Source organism: Rhodococcus sp. MS16 (assembly GCF_013277795.1).
Classification (GTDB): domain Bacteria; phylum Actinomycetota; class Actinomycetes; order Mycobacteriales; family Mycobacteriaceae; genus Rhodococcus_F; species Rhodococcus_F globerula.
In genome coordinates this window covers 47,630-65,921 of sequence record NZ_VBTM01000005.1, presented here as the reverse complement: position 1 = coordinate 65,921, position 18,292 = coordinate 47,630, and the positions used below count along the sequence as shown (strand labels likewise).

14 protein-coding genes are annotated in these 18,292 nt (G+C 62.0%); 12 read left to right on the top strand and 2 right to left on the bottom strand.

The window, feature by feature from the left end:
- The first annotated feature begins 19 nt into the window (after positions 1-19).
- From FEZ60_RS13075 to FEZ60_RS13065, 3 genes are read left to right on the top strand one after another with little or no spacing between them, the layout of a single operon-like run.
- Entirely contained in the window at positions 20-1,963 is a 1,944-nt protein-coding gene (locus tag FEZ60_RS13075) for a mycofactocin system FadH/OYE family oxidoreductase 1 (RefSeq protein ID WP_172936256.1), read from the top strand.
- Positions 1,960-2,781 (top strand): mycofactocin-coupled SDR family oxidoreductase, encoded by an 822-nt coding sequence (locus FEZ60_RS13070; RefSeq protein WP_045070887.1) that lies wholly within the window; start codon positions 1,960-1,962, stop codon positions 2,779-2,781. The genes FEZ60_RS13075 and FEZ60_RS13070 overlap by 4 nt, the downstream gene beginning before the upstream one ends.
- The gene (locus FEZ60_RS13065) at positions 2,781-4,730 is read left to right on the top strand and encodes a mycofactocin system FadH/OYE family oxidoreductase 2 (RefSeq protein ID WP_172936255.1); all 1,950 of its coding nucleotides are present in this window, start codon (positions 2,781-2,783) and stop codon (positions 4,728-4,730) included. Before FEZ60_RS13070 ends, FEZ60_RS13065 begins: the two co-directional genes overlap by 1 nt.
- 57 nt (positions 4,731-4,787) lie before the next feature.
- On the opposite strand, the gene FEZ60_RS13060 is transcribed toward FEZ60_RS13065, so the two are convergent.
- Complete coding sequence (locus FEZ60_RS13060) at positions 4,788-6,026, bottom strand: HNH endonuclease signature motif containing protein (RefSeq protein WP_095886675.1); 1,239 nt, start codon at positions 6,024-6,026, stop codon at positions 4,788-4,790.
- Between the two features lie 165 nt (positions 6,027-6,191).
- Between FEZ60_RS13060 and mftE the strand changes: the two genes are divergently transcribed.
- The 9 genes from mftE (at position 6,192) to eutC (ending at position 17,336) form a co-directional block, all read left to right on the top strand.
- A complete protein-coding gene (gene mftE, locus FEZ60_RS13055) occupies positions 6,192-6,884 on the top strand; it encodes a mycofactocin biosynthesis peptidyl-dipeptidase MftE (RefSeq protein WP_095887929.1) in 693 nt (230 codons plus the stop codon).
- 70 nt (positions 6,885-6,954) lie between these two features.
- Entirely contained in the window at positions 6,955-8,352 is a 1,398-nt protein-coding gene (gene mftF, locus FEZ60_RS13050; RefSeq protein WP_095887928.1) for a mycofactocin biosynthesis glycosyltransferase MftF, read from the top strand.
- Positions 8,349-9,836, top strand: coding sequence for a mycofactocin system GMC family oxidoreductase MftG (gene mftG, locus FEZ60_RS13045; protein ID WP_095886674.1), 1,488 nt, complete (start codon positions 8,349-8,351; stop codon positions 9,834-9,836). The genes mftF and mftG overlap by 4 nt, the downstream gene beginning before the upstream one ends.
- 73 nt (positions 9,837-9,909) lie before the next feature.
- Positions 9,910-11,217: a helix-turn-helix domain-containing protein gene (locus FEZ60_RS13040; protein WP_033236962.1), complete on the top strand. Its 1,308-nt coding sequence runs from the start codon at positions 9,910-9,912 to the stop codon at positions 11,215-11,217.
- A gap of 209 nt (positions 11,218-11,426) precedes the next feature.
- Positions 11,427-12,950 carry an aldehyde dehydrogenase gene (gene adh, locus FEZ60_RS13035; RefSeq protein WP_172936254.1) on the top strand — a complete coding sequence of 508 codons (1,524 nt, stop codon included), beginning with the start codon at positions 11,427-11,429 and terminating at the stop codon, positions 12,948-12,950.
- 58 nt (positions 12,951-13,008) lie between these two features.
- The gene (locus FEZ60_RS13030; protein WP_172936253.1) at positions 13,009-13,581 is read left to right on the top strand and encodes a DUF779 domain-containing protein; all 573 of its coding nucleotides are present in this window, start codon (positions 13,009-13,011) and stop codon (positions 13,579-13,581) included.
- A gap of 118 nt (positions 13,582-13,699) precedes the next feature.
- The gene (gene eat / locus FEZ60_RS13025; protein WP_045071238.1) at positions 13,700-15,157 is read left to right on the top strand and encodes an ethanolamine permease; all 1,458 of its coding nucleotides are present in this window, start codon (positions 13,700-13,702) and stop codon (positions 15,155-15,157) included.
- A complete protein-coding gene (locus tag FEZ60_RS13020) occupies positions 15,154-16,566 on the top strand; it encodes an ethanolamine ammonia-lyase subunit EutB (protein WP_045070874.1) in 1,413 nt (470 codons plus the stop codon). Before eat ends, FEZ60_RS13020 begins: the two co-directional genes overlap by 4 nt.
- Positions 16,563-17,336, top strand: a complete 774-nt coding sequence (gene eutC, locus FEZ60_RS13015; protein ID WP_095886672.1) for an ethanolamine ammonia-lyase subunit EutC — start codon at positions 16,563-16,565, stop codon at positions 17,334-17,336. The genes FEZ60_RS13020 and eutC overlap by 4 nt, the downstream gene beginning before the upstream one ends.
- A 15-nt stretch (positions 17,337-17,351) precedes the next feature.
- Here the strand turns inward: eutC and FEZ60_RS13010 are convergent, their stop codons facing one another.
- Positions 17,352-18,227: a glycosyltransferase gene (locus FEZ60_RS13010; RefSeq protein WP_172936252.1), complete on the bottom strand. Its 876-nt coding sequence runs from the start codon at positions 18,225-18,227 to the stop codon at positions 17,352-17,354.
- Positions 18,228-18,292 lie beyond the last annotated feature (65 nt).

Sequence of the window (18,292 nt, the reverse complement as noted above, 5' to 3'; positions counted from 1 at the left end):
GCTCTGATCGAGCTGTGAGTTGAGCCTTCACGAACACACAACCCTGGCCGGACACCATGTCCGGTCCAGGGTTGTTTTCGGTCCGCACGAGACCAATCTTGCTGTGGGAAGAGTTTTCTCGGATCGGCACCGCGCGTACTACCAGCGCCGCGCCGAGGGCGGAGCCGGGATCGTAGTCACCGAAACGGCGTCGGTTCTGGAGAACGACTGGCCATACGAGCGTGCGCCGCTGGCATCTCGGTGTGGGCCGGGTTGGCGAGCGATCTCATCGGCATGCGCGGCGCACGGCTCCCTGGTCCTCGCGAGCCTGGGGCACACCGGGATGCAGGGATCGAGCGCCTACTCGCAGTCGGTTCTGTGGGGGCCGTCGAGGGTCGCTGATCCGGTGACACGCGAGCTGCCGATGATGATGGAACAGAACGACATCGACGCTGTGGTCGAGGGTTTCCGTACATCGGCAGCGCTTGCGGTGAACTCCGGGATGGACGGCATCGAGATAGATGCCGGCCCGCGAAGCATTCTGCGGCAGTTCCTTTCGGGGTTGACCAATACGCGCGGGGACAGGTACGGACGTGATCGGCTGACGCTGCTGCGGGAAGTCCTGCACGCAGTTCGCGGCTCTGTCGGTGCGAACCGTGTGGTTTCCCTCCGGATGTCGTGCGACGAGCAGGCGCCGTGGGCGGGCGTCACGCCGGAGCTCGCGGTCGGGTATGCCAGTGAACTGGAACGGTATCTCGATCTGCTGGTTGTGGTGCGCGGCGGTCTCTACTCGACCGCGGGGTATCGCCCGGACTTTCACGCAGAACCGAACTTCAATCGTGAACTGTGCCGATCCGTCAAGGCCGCAGTTTCGATTCCGGTTGTGTTGCAGGGGAGCGTCGTCGACATCGCGGACGCCCATGACGCGCTCGAGCATGTGGATTTTGTGGAAATGACCCGAGCGCAGATCGCCGACCCGGACCTGGTGGTGAAGTCAGCCCGCGGAGATCAGCCGCGTCCGTGCGTTCTGTGCAATCAAACGTGCCTCGTGCGCGATCCGCGTAATCCGGTGGTGACGTGCGTCGGAAATCCGACTGCCGGATTCGAGACGATCGATCCTGATGAGCGCGAGCAGGATTCGATTACCGGCCCGGTGCTTGTGGTCGGGGGCGGACCTGCGGGATTGGAAGCTGCACGAATCCTGGCCGGGCGCGGCGCTGCCGTCACCGTTGCAGAACAATCGTCACGGTTCGGCGGGATGATCCGAACCTTTGCGCAGGGGAAGGGGCGCAGTCGATTTTCCTTGCTTGCACAGTGGCTCGAAGACGAATGCCGTCGCAGCGGCGTCACCATGCTGACCGAGCACACAGTCAGCCCACCGGAGATCGACGACGCACGAGGCCGTGGAGGCGTGGTGATCGCGTCGGGCAGTATTCCCAGGCCGCCGACGTACTCCGTCGACACATCCGTTCTCTGGATGGACGCGGCGCAGGCGCAGAGGCTTGGCGGCGATTCGATCAAAGGCCCTGTTGTTCTTGTGGATCCGTTGGGTGGGCCGGTAGCCGTTGCGCTTGCGGAGGAGTTGGCAGAGTGCGGACTCGACGTCTCGATCGTCACACCTGACACAATCGTCGGTTCGCGGTTGGGTATGAGTGGCGACCTTGTCGGAGCGAACACCAGACTTCAGCAGGCTGGGGTGAACCGAGTGTGTTCCTCGCGGGTACGTGCGGTTGTCGACGGCTGTGTGCACGTCGAGAACGTCTACACGGATGTTGCTGCAGGAATCCGGTGCGCGACCGTGATCGACTGCTCGCCTCGATTGCCTGACAACTCCCTGCAGTATTCGGCAGGCGATTATTCGGTGTGGGCCGGCGTCGGCGACACGATTGCTCCGAGAACTGTTCTCGAATCCATCCACGAAGGGCGCCGCGCAGGGTTTACTACTGGAACAGGTTTCAATTCCGTGGAGAGGATCGATTCATGACCCAGGTACGTTCACTCGAAGGCCGTGTTGCATTCATTACGGGCGCGGCGCGTGGTCAGGGCCGCTCACACGCAATTCGCTTGGCCAGGGAGGGTGCGTCGATCATTGCGATCGACGTCTGCAGTGCTGTTGCCGAGCACAACACCTACGACGCGGCGACCCCGGAAGATTTCACTGAGACCGTCCGCCTGGTCGAGGCCGAGGGTGGCAAGATCCTCGCGCGTGAGGCTGACGTTCGAGACAGTGCCGCGCTCGCTGCTGTGGTGAAGGACGGTGTCGAGCAGTTCGGTCGACTCGACATCGTGGTGGCCAATGCGGGCGTCTGCAACTGGAATCGATTCTGGGAGATGTCGGACGAGCAGTGGGAAACCCTCATCGACATCAACCTCACCGGTGTGTGGAAAACGCTCAAAGCGGCGGTGCCGTCCATCATCGAGGGTGGCCGTGGTGGTTCGATCGTCGTGATCAGTTCGGTTGCCGGACTCAAGGCGATGCCCGGTCAGGCGCACTACGGAAGCGCAAAGTTCGGTTTGGTCGGTCTCACTCAGGCGGCGGCAAAGGAACTGGGGGAGTACAGGATCCGCGTCAACTCCATCCATCCGTACGGGGTCAATACCCCGATGGGTGTTGATCAGGGCGCTCTCGCCGTGTTCCAGAACTACCCGCAATACCTCCCGAACTTCACTCCCATTCTCACGGAGACGGCTTTTGCCGAGCCCGACGAGATCTCCGATACCGTCGTGTGGTTGGCCGGTGACGGTTCACGCACCGTGACGGCAAGCCACATCGCTCTTGATCAAGGTAACTCCAAGGTCTGATGACGTCATATCCTCGTCTCTTCGAGCCGCTGCGCCTGCGCGATTTCACCCTGCGTAATCGGGTGGTGTTCTCTGCGCACCTGACCAACTATGCAGAGAACGGGTTGCCGACGGCGCAGCATGCCGCGTATTACGAGGCGAGGGCGCGAGGTGGCGCCGGGTTGATCATCAGTGAGGAACATTCGACTCATCCGTCGGATCGACCGTACGAGAAGATGATCGCCGGATACAGGCCCGAGGTGGTCGAGGGCTATCGCCGGATCACCGATGCCGTGCACGCGCACGGGTCGGTGATCCTCGCTCAGATCAATCACAATGGAGGACAGGGCGCCGGAACGTATTCGAGGCTCCCGCTCTGGGCGCCCAGTGCTATAGCCGATCCACTGTTCCGGGAAGTCCCCAAGGCTGTTGACGACGGCGATATCGCGGAGATCCTCGACGGTTTTTCGCTGGTCGCGCGCAACTGTATCTCCGGCGGGTTCGACGGCGTGGAATTGCAGGCGTCGCAGTCGTCGATTGTCCGAGCATTTCTGGCGCGGTCGACAAACCAGCGAACGGATCGGTACGGCGGTGCTACTGAGAACCGTGCCCAGTTCCTCCAGGAAGTATTGCGAGTTCTTCGCCGTGCCATCGGCCCTGATCGAATTCTCGGAGTTCGGCTGAGCGGTTACGAAGGAACCCGGGGTGGTATCGAGTTGCCTGACGCGGTCCTGACTGCGCAGCTGGTGGAAGCCGACGGTCAGGTCGACTACATCAACACCGCTATCGGCATGGCCACAGAGACTTTGCATTTGATCGAGGCATCGATGGCGGTGCCGAAAGGTTACGCGAACTTCATTCCATCGGCGATCAAGGAAGTGGTGTCACTTCCCGTGATCGGTGTCGGCCGATTCAAGTCACCGGAACAGGCTGAGCAGGCGTTGGACGAAGGTCTGTGCGATCTAGTGGGGGTAGTGCGCGGCCAGATCGCAGACCCGGATTTTGTGAACAAGGCACACGCAGGCAAGCCCTCTCAGGTGCGAACCTGCCTGTCCTGCAACCAGGAATGCGTCGGACGGATGGGGCTCAACCGTTGGTTGGGTTGCACGGAGAACCCGCGGGCCGGACGAGAGTCCGTTGCTTTGCCCCGGCCGCGGTTGCAGGGCCGCAGCGTAGTTGTTGTCGGCGGCGGGCCGGCTGGTCTGCAGGCAGCGGCTACCGCCGCGCAGCGTGGGCATCGGGTGACGCTGTTCGAGCGCGACGCCGTTCTTGGTGGGCAGATCCGTACTGCCTGCGTGATGCCTGCTCGCCGGGAACTGGGTGATCTGATCCGAAACCTCGAATCCGAATGCCGCAGAGACGGAGTCGCCATCGAACTCGATACTGAAGTGACAGCGGAGAGGCTGATCGAGTTGGCCCCGGATGTGGTGGTGGTGGCGACGGGAGCAAAGCCGGTGCGCCCGGTGTGGGCGGGCGACCTGCGCAGAGTTGTGGGTGTTCGCGACGTGCTCGACGGGAAGGTGCTGCCGAGCGGTTCCGTATTGGTGTTTGACGAACTGGGATTCCACCAGGGCGCGTCGGTGGCGGAGTTCCTCGCAGATCGCGGGTGCGCCGTCACGATCGCCACCAACGGGATGGTTGTGGCCCAAGATTTGAGTATCACTTTGGATTTCGAAGGCTGGAACCGTCGGGCGCATGAGAAGTCGATAGTTCAGCGTACGGATCTGATGGTGACCGCGGTGCACGGCGAAGGTCCAGTGAGTGTCGAACTGGTGCACCATCCGACAGGAGTGTCCGAGTCTATTGCTGCGGACTGGGTGGTGTTTGCGACGCAGCAGGAGCCGGTGGATGAACTGTGGAATGCGCTGCATGGCAGTTCCTTCGAGGTCTACCGAATTGGTGATGCTCTGTCGCCGAGGCGTTCGCACAGTGCCGTCATTGAAGGTCACAGGGTTGCAGTGAGCCTCTAATCGCACGCAGGCGTGTGCACCGGGGCGTGTTTGATCCCCGGTGCACATGGTGGTTGCTCAGGCTGCTGTTGGTGGTGTGTTCCCGGGAACGGGAACTTGGTACGGATCCACGGACATCGGTGGATAGAACCGGGTTTTTCGGTCGTCTCCGATGTCGACTCGCCACTCGGTGTGATGCATCATCCGATGGTGGTGACCGCATAACAAGATCAAATTATCGAGATCCGTGGGGCCGTCATCGAGCCAGTGGATCAGATGGTGGGCGTCGCACCAGCCCGGTGGAGTGCCGCAACCGGGGAAGGCGCATCCGCCGTCTCGCACCGTCAGGGCCCGCCGCTGCGGGACGCTGGCAAGGCGTGCCTTCATGCCGTGATTGAGCGGAACACCGTTGCTATCGAGAAGGATTCGGGTGACCTCGCAGTCGCAGGCCAGCATGCGGGCGGTGTCGAGGCTGATGGGGCCGGCCCAGTTGGTGATCGCGTACCCGAGTTCCTCGGTGGAAGGCAACATGTCTTTGAGGGCCTGAAGATCGGTCATGTCTTTTGCGGTGGCGGTGATCGTCAGGTGGGGTTTCACGCCGCCTTCGACGGGACCGAGACCCGCGGCTTCGTAGCGGCGCAGCATTTCACAGAACCCATCGGCGCGTCGAAGTGCCGGGGTGCGTTCGTCTTTCACACCGTTCTTCTCCGGCGTGGGCGCCGAGAGGGCAGACAGTAATGCGATGAGACGGGCACCGTTGACGGCGTCGAGGTCACCTTTCACGCAAACTCGCCCGTACAGTCCGCGGGAGGCGTAGAACTCGTTGAGCTCGGAGTCTTCACCGGCCGGCACTCCGTCGGTGCGGTTGCCGTACTGCTTCTGGATCCGCCGGATCGCGGCGCGGACGGAATCGCAGTCGGTGACCTTTTTCGAGGCGAGGGTGAGGAGGATGTCGCGGGCTTTCTCGACGTCGGCGAGGTTCATGTTCTTGGGCGGGTGCTGGCAGAAGTGGGCGACCTGACGCGCTTTCAACGCGTCGATATCACCGTCGTGAAAGGATTGTCCGACAACAGGTTCGAGCATGAACAACCGCGCCAGGCCCACCAACTGGCTGCATTCACCGATCTCGAGGTTGGTGGACAGGTGCAGCCACTGTGCGATAGCGCGGAATCCTTTGCCGCCGAGGGTGTCGCGGGTGAACATTTCCGTGATCATCACAACCATGCGGGACTGCATCTCGTGTCGGGCGCGAGCGAGGTCGAGTACCTCGGTCTTGAGGCCCTCGCCGTCGTATTGCCACGCTTCCCGACTGTCCATGGGCCAATTCTAATCGAACAGGATTTCGATTCCTAGGGACATATCGGACAGATTCCCGTCAATATTCTCTCGAGACATGTTGACTTGCAATAATATTCGATACATTGATACAAATCGGCCATGTGCGCTGCCCACGCTCGAACGGCCGACGAATATGATCTCATCATGACCGAAACCCGTGAACTGTCCGCTATCCCGAGCCCAGGGCTCGAGGGGTCTGCGCACACCGTCGTGGTTCCGGTCGGTTCTTTCGAGCAGCATGGCCCGCACTTGCCGCTGGACACCGATACCCGAATTGCGAGAGCGGTGTCGAACGAGCTTCCCGGCGCCGTGGTTGCCCCGGCCCTCGAGTACGGAGCGAGCGGGGAGCACGAGGGTTTTGCCGGGACGATTTCCATCGGCGCCGAGGTCATGGAAATGGTGGTTGTCGAGTACGGACGGTCGGCATTCCGGTGGGCGAAGCGGGTGCTGTTCGTCAACGGTCATGGTGGAAACGGTCCGGCGTTGGCAAAGGCTGTGGCGCTGTTGCGATACGAAGGCCGGGATGCAGCTTGGGTGCCTTGTGCGGTTCCGGGGGCGGACGCCCATGCGGGCAAGACAGAAACCAGCCTCTTACTGCACCTTTCGCCGGAATGTGTGGATATGAACCTGGCGGAGGTAGGAAATATTTCTCCTATCTCAGACCTGATGCCAGGATTGCGTTCGGGCGGTATGGTCGCTGTGTCGGATAACGGTGTTCTGGGTGATCCAGTTCAGGCAAGTGCCGTGGACGGCGCGCACATTTTCGACGAGTTGGTGCAACGTGTGACGGATGGACTGGCCCGGTGGAGTCCGGGCCCGGATGGGAGGCTTCGGTGATGGTTGTTACCGATGGGGGGCGGGCGATCTACCCGAACCGATTCGCGGTGTTTTCCCTGACGATCGCCTGATGCGACCCGCACGACTCCCCGACGGCTTCGGCATTCGGTTGGATCCCAAAGTTCGCACGTACTCGGGTGGCCGCGTGCTCATCGGCGGTTCGCCGACGCGCATGCTCAAACTGGCTCCGACAGCAGCGGCGATGATCGGCGACGGCTTCCTCGAGGTTGTCGACCACCAGAGCGCCGCGGTGGCGCGCCATTTGCTCGATTCGGGCGTCGCGAATCCTCGGCCCATGTCGACGCCGTCGGCGGCTGACGTCACTGTCGTGATTCCGGTCAAGGACAACGTTGCCGGCATCGAGCGGTTGTTGCCGGTGCTCAAGGATCTGGCGGTGATCGTTGTCGACGACGGGTCCGACGTTCCTCTCGATCCGCGGCGGGACTACCCGGGTACGGGAACTGTCACTGTTGTCCGGCACGAGTACGCGCGTGGTCCCTCGTCGGCCCGTAATACGGGATTGCGTTCGGCACAAACATGTTTCGTGGCGTTCCTCGACTCCGACGTCATTCCGCGAGCAGGCTGGCTCGAGCTGATGCTAGGGCACTTCAGTGATCCTGGTGTGGCGCTGGTAGCGCCGCGAATTGTGGCCCTCGATCCTTACGGGACGTCACTGGCTCGGTATGAAAGTATGCGTTCCTCCCTGGATCTCGGGCGGAAGGAAGCCGCCGTCAAGTCCGGCAGTCCGGTGTCGTACGTACCCAGTGCGGCCATGATCGTGCGGCGCGACGTGGCTCTGGACTGCGAGGGATTCGACGAAAACCTCGAGGTGGCCGAGGACGTCGATTTCTGTTGGCGCCTGCAGTCAGCCGGTTGGCGACTGCGCTACGAACCGGTTGCCAATGTCGCCCATGACCATCGGGTTCAGTTCGGCAAATGGTTCAGCAGACGAGCTTTCTACGGAACCGGCGCTGCGCCGTTGGCTGCACGCCATCCGGGTTCGGTGCCGCCCATGGCGATGTCGGTCTCGACGCTGTTCGCGTGTGTTGCGGCAGCAACGCTCACCAAGTCGGGGTTGGCCGGAGCGCTCGGCGCTTTGCTGTTCACCGTGTTCCGGTTGCGGAAGATGTTCACTGGTCTGACGCAGCCGACGCGCATCGCGGCGATTCTCACTGCCCAAGGATTTGTGGGCGGGTTCTGGCAATTGGCGTCGGCGATGTGCCGTCACTATTGGCCGGTGACGCTGTTGGCGGTGATCAGCTCACGCAAGATCCGGCGATTGGCGATTGCCGCGGCCGTCAGTGAAGGGCTGGTGGACTGGTATCGGCACCGCGAGTCAGGTGGTTTGGGTCCGGTTCGGTACGTGTTGTTCAAACGGGCCGACGACGTCGCGTACGGATTCGGCCTGTGGCGTGGTGCGATCGAGGCGCGCGACCTGGCGGCATTGAAGCCCCGAATCACCAAGTGAGCGTTCCGGATCGCGCAGACTTCGTGGTGGTCGGTGGCGGCACCACGGGCTGTGTGGTCGCGGCGAGACTCAGCGAGGACCCGGCCGCGCAGGTGCTTCTTCTCGAGGCAGGAAGTGGATATCGTTCGACGGTTGATCTTCCGGGTGTCCTCGATGATCCGTATTTGCTCCCGGTGGGACCGGCTAGTGAACACACCTGGACGTATCCGGTCGAATTGACGCCAAGTCGACGTGCCACCGTCTCGCGTGGGCGAACTCTCGGTGGGAGCGGCGCGGTAAATGGTGCGTACTTCGCGAGGGCCACGCGCACAGATTTTGACCTCTGGCCCGATTCCTGGAGTTACGAGAAGGTGCTGCCGTACTTCCGGAAGTCGGAGACCGATCACGATTTCGGCGGGCCGTATCACGGTGACAATGGTCCAATTCCGGTGCGTCGGCGCCAAGTCGACGACATGCATCCATTCAGCAGTCGGTTCCATGACGCGGCACTTGCAGCGGGTTTCCCCGAGGACGCCGACAAGAATGCGCCGGATTCGAACGGCGTCGGCCCGGTCCCGTTGAATATCTCGGACCACCGTCGTATCAGTAGTGCGGTCGGCTACCTGTTGCCGGCGATGGGGCGTCGTAATCTCACCGTCGATGTCGGTGTCACCGTGCTGCGGATCGTGTTCTCCGGGACGCGGGCGGTGGGCGTCGATGTCCTCGACGGCACAGCGTTGCGGCGCATCCGCGGGCGCCACATCGTGGTGTGCTCCGGCGCGGTTGCCACGCCGCTCCTGCTCCTCAATTCCGGCGTCGGATCGGCTGATCAGCTTGTGGCTCATGATGTTCCGGTGGTGGTCGACCTTCCGGGCGTGGGGCAGGGTTTTGTCGATCACCCGGAAGTGCTGCTGCCTTACCGGTATTCGGTTCCGGAGGCATTGCGGCCGCAGACCCCGGTGCTGGAAATGGCTCTGAACGACGCGGACCTCGAAATACGTCCGTACACAGCGTCGTTCACAGATTTGGTACCCGGAATTCCACAGATGGATCATGGGATCGGAGTGGTGCTGATGGCTCCGCGCAGCCGCGGAACCGTCGAGCTCGATCCGAAGGCGCCCGGTGGATCGCCGCGGATTCGATACAACTACGTCGACTCAGCGCACGATCGTCGAGTCCTCCGGCGGGGAATGCAGATCGCGGAGGACCTGCTCGAAACCATTGCGAAGACCGGGATGATCCGGCGGCCCGAGATCGAATATTCGGACGAGTGGATCGAATCGCGGTTGGGCACGTCGCTGCACATGTCGGGAAGTTGCGTCATGGGTTCGGAGTTCGATCCGGATGCGGTTGTCAACGATCGATGCAGTGTCCTCGGCGTCGAGGCACTCAGTATTGTCGACACATCGATCATGCCGGTGATTCCCACTCGCGGTCCCCATGCAACTGCGGTGATGCTGGCTGAACGAGCAAGTGAACTGGTGCGTGACGCTGCGCGGGCGTGAAGAGCAACCGACCATCTTCACCATTGTGATGTGATCGGCACTACAGTGGCAGGGGAGCGGAGGAACGCAGAATATGGCACGTGAACAGGCTGTGTACGGCAACCCGTGGGTAGCAGTGCGGCCCGGAGATGACGTAGCGGTGCTGGCACGTCGACTGTCGAGTGCCCATCAATCCTTTATCGACGCCCACGACGGGGCTGCAATAGCGGACGATTCGCGCGTGCGGTCCGTTGTGCTCGAATCCTGGATGCGTAGTCGAAACAAGGGCGTCGATCCTGACGTCGTCGGTGCTCCGGAGATGCTCGAGGGGCTGGATCTCGAGAGTTATCGCTCGTCCCATCCCATGTCTCTCATCCGGCCGGTGGTTCGAAAACTGCTGGTAGAGGATGCAGCGGATACAGGCCTGCTGATCGCGATCAGCGACGCACACGGTCGGTTGCTCTGGGTGGAGGGCGACAGTGCCGCCAAGGACCGGGCACTGTCGATGAATTTTGTCGAAGGCGCCGACTGGAGTGAAGACCGCGTCGGCACCAATGCTCCGGGGACGGCACTCGCGCTCGATCATTCGGTGCAGATTTTCGGTTCGGAGCATTTCAACCGCACCGTGCACGACTGGAGTTGTTCGGCCGCGCCTGTCCACGACCCCACCACCGGACAGATTCTCGGCGCCATCGACATCACCGGTGGACCTCGGGTTGCCGTCCCGGAAGTGTTGTCGTTGATTCGTGCAACGGTGGCCGCCGCCGAATCGGAACTGCGGTTCCACCTGCTCAACTCGCCGATTCCGCTCACTGCCTCAGCTCCGAGGCTGGAGACGTTCGGCGGCGGACGGCCGACTCTCGTACGTGGCGGTGAGCGGATTCCGGTCTCACAACGTCATGCCGAGATCCTGCTTCTGCTCGCGGAACATCCGGAAGGGCTCAGCGCCGATCACCTTGCGGTTCTCCTCGACGAAGGTGAATTGGACGGTGTCACTGTTCGCGCCGAGATGTCTCGCCTTCGTAAGGTTTTCGGCGCCGATCGGTTGGCGTCGAGGCCCTATCGCATCATTACCGAGTTCGCCACCGACGTCGACGACGTCCGCAAGGCTCTGGATCGCGGTGACGCAGCGACGGCCTTGCGCTTGTATTCCGGCCCGGTCCTGAGTGGATCCACCGCTCCGGGCATCGACGCAATCCGGGACGAACTGCGCACTCGGGTTCAGGCCGCGCTTCTTCGCGGCGGCGACGCCAACCTTCTCGCCAAATGGACCACGTCGGTACATGGCCGGGAGGATTCGGTCGTCTGGGAGGCGTACCTGTCGACGCTCGACCCGAAATCTGCACTGTATTCGCAGGTCAAGGCAAAAATTGATCTTCTGGACCGGCAACTCGGACTCTGAGGAACGGGCGCGTTGCACCGACCGAACGGGCGCGTTGCACCGACCGAACGGGCGCGTTGCACCGACCGAACGGGCGCGTTGCACCGACGCAACGTAGTTGCAACGTTGCAACTCCTAGTGTTGTGAATCACACCCCGCCGGGGGGTGGGACTGCAGTCACCGATCTCGGGACTGTGCCCAGGAAGATCACGTTTACATAGGAGCTTGCAATGACCGTGTACGCCCGCCCAGGTACCGCCGACGCGATCATGTCCTTCCAGTCTCGATACGACAACTGGATCGGCAACGAATGGGTTGCTCCGGTCAAGGGTCAGTACTTCGAGAATCCGACGCCGGTGACCGGACAGAACTTCTGCGACGTGGCACGTTCCACCGCGGAAGACATCGAGCTCGCTCTCGACGCAGCACACGCGGCGGCACCGGCCTGGGGCAAGACCTCTGTTGCCGAGCGCGCAATCATCTTGAACAAGATCGCCGATCGCATGGAGGAGAACCTCGAATCCATCGCGCTTGCCGAGTCCTGGGACAACGGCAAGCCGATTCGTGAAACCCTCAACGCGGACATCCCGCTTGCCATCGACCACTTCCGCTACTTCGCGGGAGCGATTCGCGCACAGGAAGGTTCGCTCTCGGAGATCAACTCCGACACCGTGGCGTACCACTTCCACGAGCCGCTCGGTGTAGTCGGTCAGATCATTCCGTGGAACTTCCCGATCCTCATGGCCGTGTGGAAGCTGGCTCCCGCACTTGCTGCCGGAAATGCCATCGTCCTCAAGCCTGCCGAGCAGACGCCCGTCTCGATCCTGCACCTCATCGGCATCATCGGTGACCTGCTGCCTGCCGGTGTTCTCAACATCGTCAACGGATTCGGCGTCGAGGCCGGCAAGCCACTCGCATCGAGCCCGCGCATCAAGAAGATCGCGTTTACCGGTGAAACCACCACCGGACGCCTGATCATGCAGTACGCGTCGCAGAACCTGATCCCGGTCACCCTCGAACTCGGTGGCAAGAGCCCCAACATCTTCTTCTCCGACGTGCTCGCCGCCAACGACGACTACCAGGACAAGGCGCTCGAAGGCTTCACGATGTTCGCGCTCAACCAGGGCGAGGTATGCACGTGCCCGTCGCGTTCGTTGATCCAGGAAGATATTTTCGACGACTTCCTCGCAACGGCTGCCATCCGCACCAAGGCTGTGCGCCAAGGTGATCCGCTCGATACCGACACCATGATCGGCGCGCAGGCCAGCAACGATCAGCTCGAGAAGATCCTGTCCTACATCGAGATCGGCAAGGCCGAAGGCGCCAAGGTCATCACCGGCGGCGAGCGGGCTCAACTGGGCGGCGACCTCTCCGGTGGCTACTACGTGCAGCCGACGGTCTTCACCGGCAACAACAAGATGCGCATCTTCCAGGAAGAGATCTTCGGCCCGGTCGTATCCGTCACGTCCTTCAAGGATTACGACGAGGCCATCGAACTTGCCAACGACACCCTCTACGGTCTCGGCGCCGGCGTCTGGTCGCGTGATGGTGGAGTTGCCTACCGTGCGGGCCGTGACATCCAGGCCGGCCGAGTGTGGACCAACACGTACCACCAGTACCCGGCACATGCCGCCTTCGGTGGATACAAGCAGTCCGGTATCGGTCGCGAGAACCACCTGATGATGCTCTCGCACTACCAGCAGACCAAGAACCTCCTGGTCAGCTACGCGCAGAAGGCTCAGGGATTCTTCTGATCCTCGCTTCGCGCACCAGGTAAAGACAACACGAGAATACGAACACACGGAGGCTGGAATGGACGCTACTGATGTCACCGCAACTGATGACACGGCAGGCGTCGTTCCACCCCGTCTCGTGACCACCGCTGGGGCGGCTGATCTTCTGCGCCGCCTCAGCGGAAACCACGGCGAACTGATGATGCACCAATCCGGTGGATGCTGCGACGGCAGCGCACCGATGTGTTATCCCGCAGGCGAATTCATCGTCGGTGACCGTGACGTACTGCTCGGCGTCATCGATCTGAGGCTTGGGGTCGGTGAGGTTCCGGTCGACCTGCCCGCGGGTGCGGATGCCGTTCAGGTCTGGATTTCCGGATCCCAATTCGAAGCGTGGAAGCATACCCAGCTGGTTCTGGACGTTGTGCCCGGTCGTGGCAGCGGTTTCAGTCTGGAGTCTCCTGAAGGGTTCCGATTCCTCAGTCGAGCACGGGCTTTCACGCAGCAAGAGAACGATGCGCTCAACTCGTCCGCGATCTTGGTCGGCGCGCAGTGGGAGGCCGGGGTGCGTCCCCTTCCGCCAACAGTTCCTCAGGTTGTGGCCGAAGCGGTGGACGCTTGCCCGGTTCCGGGCATGGCCGGCCGAGCCTGAGCGTTTTACAGTCCCGTCATCACCGCGGCGATTGCCAGTTACTTCTCACCCATACTGTTGAGCCACGCGGCGCCGGGCACTGGCGTCGTTGAATTCTTGACCGATTCAGAGGATGGACATGTCTCTTTCCGAGCACGTGCCGGACAAGTCGACGGGCGCGCACCACGACGGCGCCGATTTTCATGCAGAAGACAATTCGTATCTCGAAAAACGAACACTCCGCAAAGGCACGGCAGGATGGGTGCTGCTGGCCGGATTGGGAGTCAGCTATGTGATTTCCGGCGACTATGCCGGATGGAACAACGGACTGGCCGAGGGCGGATTCGGCGGTCTGTTGATTGCTGCAGTTGTCATCGCCGGCATGTACTTGGCGATGGTGCTGGGCATGGCCGAGATGTCGTCGGCTCTCCCGGCTGCTGGTGGCGGGTACACGTTCGCCCGTCGTGCCTTGGGTCCGTGGGGTGGATTTGCCACCGGCACTGCGATTCTCATCGAGTATTCCATCGCACCGGCTGCCATTGCGACGTTCATCGGTGCGTACGTCGAGTCGCTCAATCTGTTCGGAATCACCGACGGTTGGTGGGTCTACCTCGCGGTGTACGCGATCTTCATCGGCATTCACCTCACCGGTGCCGGTGAGGCGCTCAAGGCGATGTTCGTGATTACCGCCATTGCTCTCGTCGGCCTTGTCGTCTTTGCGGTTTCCGCTGTGGGACTGTTCGATTCGTCGAATCTCACCGACATCGCCGTCGATACTTCCGCGGCCGGGTCGTCGTCGTTCCTGCCCTTCGGGTTGATCGGAATCTGGGCGGCAGTTCCCTTCGCGATCTGGTTCTTCCTTGCGGTGGAAGGTGTTCCGCTCGCAGCCGAGGAAGCGCGCGAGCCGGAGAAGAACGTCCCGCGCGGCATCATCATCAGCATGCTGATCCTGATCGTCACGGGCGCAGCCGTTCTGTTCCTGGCGACCGGCGCATTGGGTGCCGACGCGTTGTCCACGTCCGGAAACCCGCTGGTCGAAGCGCTCGGTGACAGTGGCGCCGCCAAGGTTGTCAACTACATCGGGCTCGCCGGCCTGGTCGCGAGTTTCTTCTCGATCATGTACGCGTACTCCCGTCAGACCTTTGCGCTCTCGCGTGCCGGATACCTGCCCAAGAACCTGTCGGTGACGAACAAACGCAAGGCCCCGACACTTGCGCTCGTAGTCCCCGGAGTCATCGGGTTTGCCCTGTCGCTCACCGGAGAAGGCGCGATGCTGCTGAACATGGCGGTGTTCGGCGCGGCTGTCAGCTACGTGCTGATGATGGTGAGCCACATCGTGCTTCGCAAGCGGGAGCCGAACATGCCCCGTCCGTATCGGACTCCCGGCGGAATTGCCACCACTTCATTTGCTCTTGTCGTCGCAGCGATATCCGTGGTCGCCACGTTCCTGGTCGATCCGATCGCAGCACTTCTCACGCTCGTCGCGTTCGGTGTTCTCATGGCCTATTTTGGTCTCTACAGTCGACATCATCTTGTTGCCAACTCGCCGGACGAGGAGTTTGCTGTACTTGCACAGGCGGAAGAAGAACTGGAATGAGCATGTACCACCAACAGGTTTCGGGCACGACTTACTCGTTCGAGAGTCTCGTCGACCTCATGGCCAAGGCGACACCACTTCGATCAGGTGACGAACTGGCCGGTTGCGCGGCGCACTCCGACGCGGAACGCGCTGCTGCCCAGTGGGTTCTGGCAGATCTTCCGTTGAAAGTATTTCTGGAAGATCTCCTGGTTCCGTACGAGGACGACGAGGTCACTCGGCTCATCATCGACAGTCACAACCGTCTGGCGTTCCAACCGATCGCGCACCTGACCGTCGGCGGCTTGCGGGACTGGCTCCTCGAGACTGCGTCGGCGCCAGGTGCCGCGGCACAACTTGCGGCGGTGAGTCCTGGATTGACCCCGGAGATGGTAGCGGCGGTCAGCAAGATCATGCGTAATCAGGATCTGATTGCGGTCGCGAAGGCGATCAACGTCACCGCAGGCTTCCGGACCACCATCGGTCTGCCTGGTCGGCTGAGCACCCGGCTACAACCCAACCATCCCACCGACGACCCGCGGGGAATCGCCGCGGCCACGCTCGACGGTCTCCTCCTGGGTTGCGGCGACGCCGTCATCGGGATCAACCCGGCAACGGACTCTCCGCAGGCCACATCGGATCTGTTGCACCTCCTCGACGACATCCGGCAGCGATTCGAGATTCCGACACAATCCTGCGTGCTCTCCCACGTGACCACGACGATCGGACTGATCGAATCCGGTGTACCGGTCGATCTCGTCTTCCAGTCGATTGCCGGCACCGAAGGCGCCAATTCCGGCTTCGGAGTGAGTATTCCGCTGCTCCGAGAAGGTAACGAAGCCGGTCGGTCCTTGAACCGGGGGACTGTCGGGAACAACGTCATGTATCTCGAGACCGGGCAGGGTTCGGCGCTCAGTTCCGGCGCTCACCTCGGCACCGGCGGCGCTCCCGTCGATCAACAAACTCTCGAAACGCGCGCGTACGCGGTGGCACGCGACCTCGAACCACTCCTGGTCAACACCGTCGTCGGATTCATCGGGCCCGAGTACCTGTACGACGGTAAACAGATCATCCGAGCGGGCCTCGAAGATCATTTCTGCGGCAAGTTGCTCGGACTGCCGATGGGCGTTGACGTGTGTTACACCAACCACGCCGAGGCCGACCAGGATGACATGGACAACCTGTTGACCCTGCTCGGAGTGGCGGGTGCGGCATTTGTGATCGCGGTTCCCGGGGCGGACGACGTGATGCTCGGGTATCAGAGTCTGGCATTCCACGACGCGTTGTACGTGCGCCGGGTGTTGGGGCTGCAACCTGCCCCGGAGTTCGAGGCATGGCTGCACGGTTTGGGGATGACGGACGGCGATGGACGATTATTGCCCGTAGACGCCTCCCTCTCGCCGCTGCGAGCCCTGACGGTGAACCGATGAGCGACGACGCGGCACCGGTTGTCGATTTCTGGAGTCCGCTCCGTTCGACAACGCAGTCTCGAATCGGGTTGGGCCGCACCGGAGATTCGTTGCCCACCACACGAGTGCTCGAGTTCAAAGCCGCTCACGCTGCCGCGCGGGATGCCGTTCACGTACCGCTCGATTCTGAGATTCTCGCTCGACGAGTCGAAGCCGTCGGAATCGGAGCGCCCGTGGTGGTGACCAGCGGCGCGTCCACCCGGAGCGAGTACTTACGCCGACCCGATTTGGGACGCCGGCCGGCTGATCTGCGTGCGATCGAAACGTCGGACCAGGACATTGGATTCATTCTCGCGGACGGACTTTCACCGCGCGCCCTCATGGATCACGGTGAGCAGTTGCTTGCGGCGCTTGTTGCCGTGCTGGGAACGACGTATTCGATTGCGCCGCCCGTCATCGCGACCAATGCGAGGGTTGCGTTGGGTGATCACATCGCGGCGGCGATGGGTGTGCAGACTGCGGTGGTCCTGATCGGCGAACGGCCCGGACTCTCGGTTGCCGACAGCGTCGGGATCTATCTGACCCATCTTCCTCGAATCGGACGCACTGACGCGGACAGAAACTGCATCTCCAATATCCATCCACCGGAAGGTCTGGGCTACGAGCAGGCAGCCCGCGTTGTCGCGGGTTTGGTGGCCGGTGCCCGGAAGCTGGGGCGTTCCGGTGTGGACCTCAAAGACACGTCGCGGGCAGACCAGTTGGCATCTGGTGAGGTGCTGACCCTCGAGTAGCGCCCAGAACAGTGCTCAGATGAAGAGCACTCGATATCTGATGCTTCCCTGAACCTTCCCCACCAGATTGCCGGCGTGGACGAACCACTTACCGCGAGGCATTGGGCAAATCCGTTGGGGTACAAGTGGGTTGAAGAGAAGCAAGGCAAGGAGGGTCGCGGCGACGATACGAGGAGCAGTCCGGCGCTGACCGTGTTGACGGAACCGTGAGTACAACTGCGCCGTGGCGATTCCGTAGGCGCGGGTTTGATTCCAGGTTCCGCGATACGTGTCACGAAGGCGGTAGGCAACCACGGCATCGGGTGCGTGTGCCAGCGTCATGCCGGCCAACTGCAGGCGCCAGCAGAGGTCGATATCCTCGCCGGAATTGACGTATCGGAGATCAAATCCGTCGACCTTGTCGAATGCTGTGCGCCAGATGCCGAAGGTGCAGGTAATGCCGTAGGGGAGGAAATCCTCACTGCCGAACTGCGTTCCGGTGAAAGTGCGCCACGTGGCAACCTCGCTCGAGTTGATCGACGCGGTTTCCACCACTCCGCCAACGGCATCCGAGTTCTCGGCGGCGCGGACGATCGCACTGAGCCACGACGGGTGGACGCGATCGTCTGCGTCACAGAATGCGATGAAATCGCCACTGGATGCGGCAACCCCGACGTTGCGTGCGTAGCCGCCGCCCCGTCCGGCCGACGCATCCACCAGGCGGAGGGAAAGGGCATCGGTCAACGGATGGGTCGCGATGAACGCGGCGAGTCCGTCGGTGGAACCGTTGTCGGCAACGACGACTTCGAACGCACCCTCGTAATCCTGCGAGGAAAGGGCGGTCAACTGTTCGCCGATGTGGTCCATGGCGTTATACGCAGGGATTACCACGGACACAAGGTGCGGTTTCACGCGCCAAAGATACCGTATGCCTGGTAAAGCCGCTGCGTCGGATTTGCTGCTGGTCGCAGGTAGCA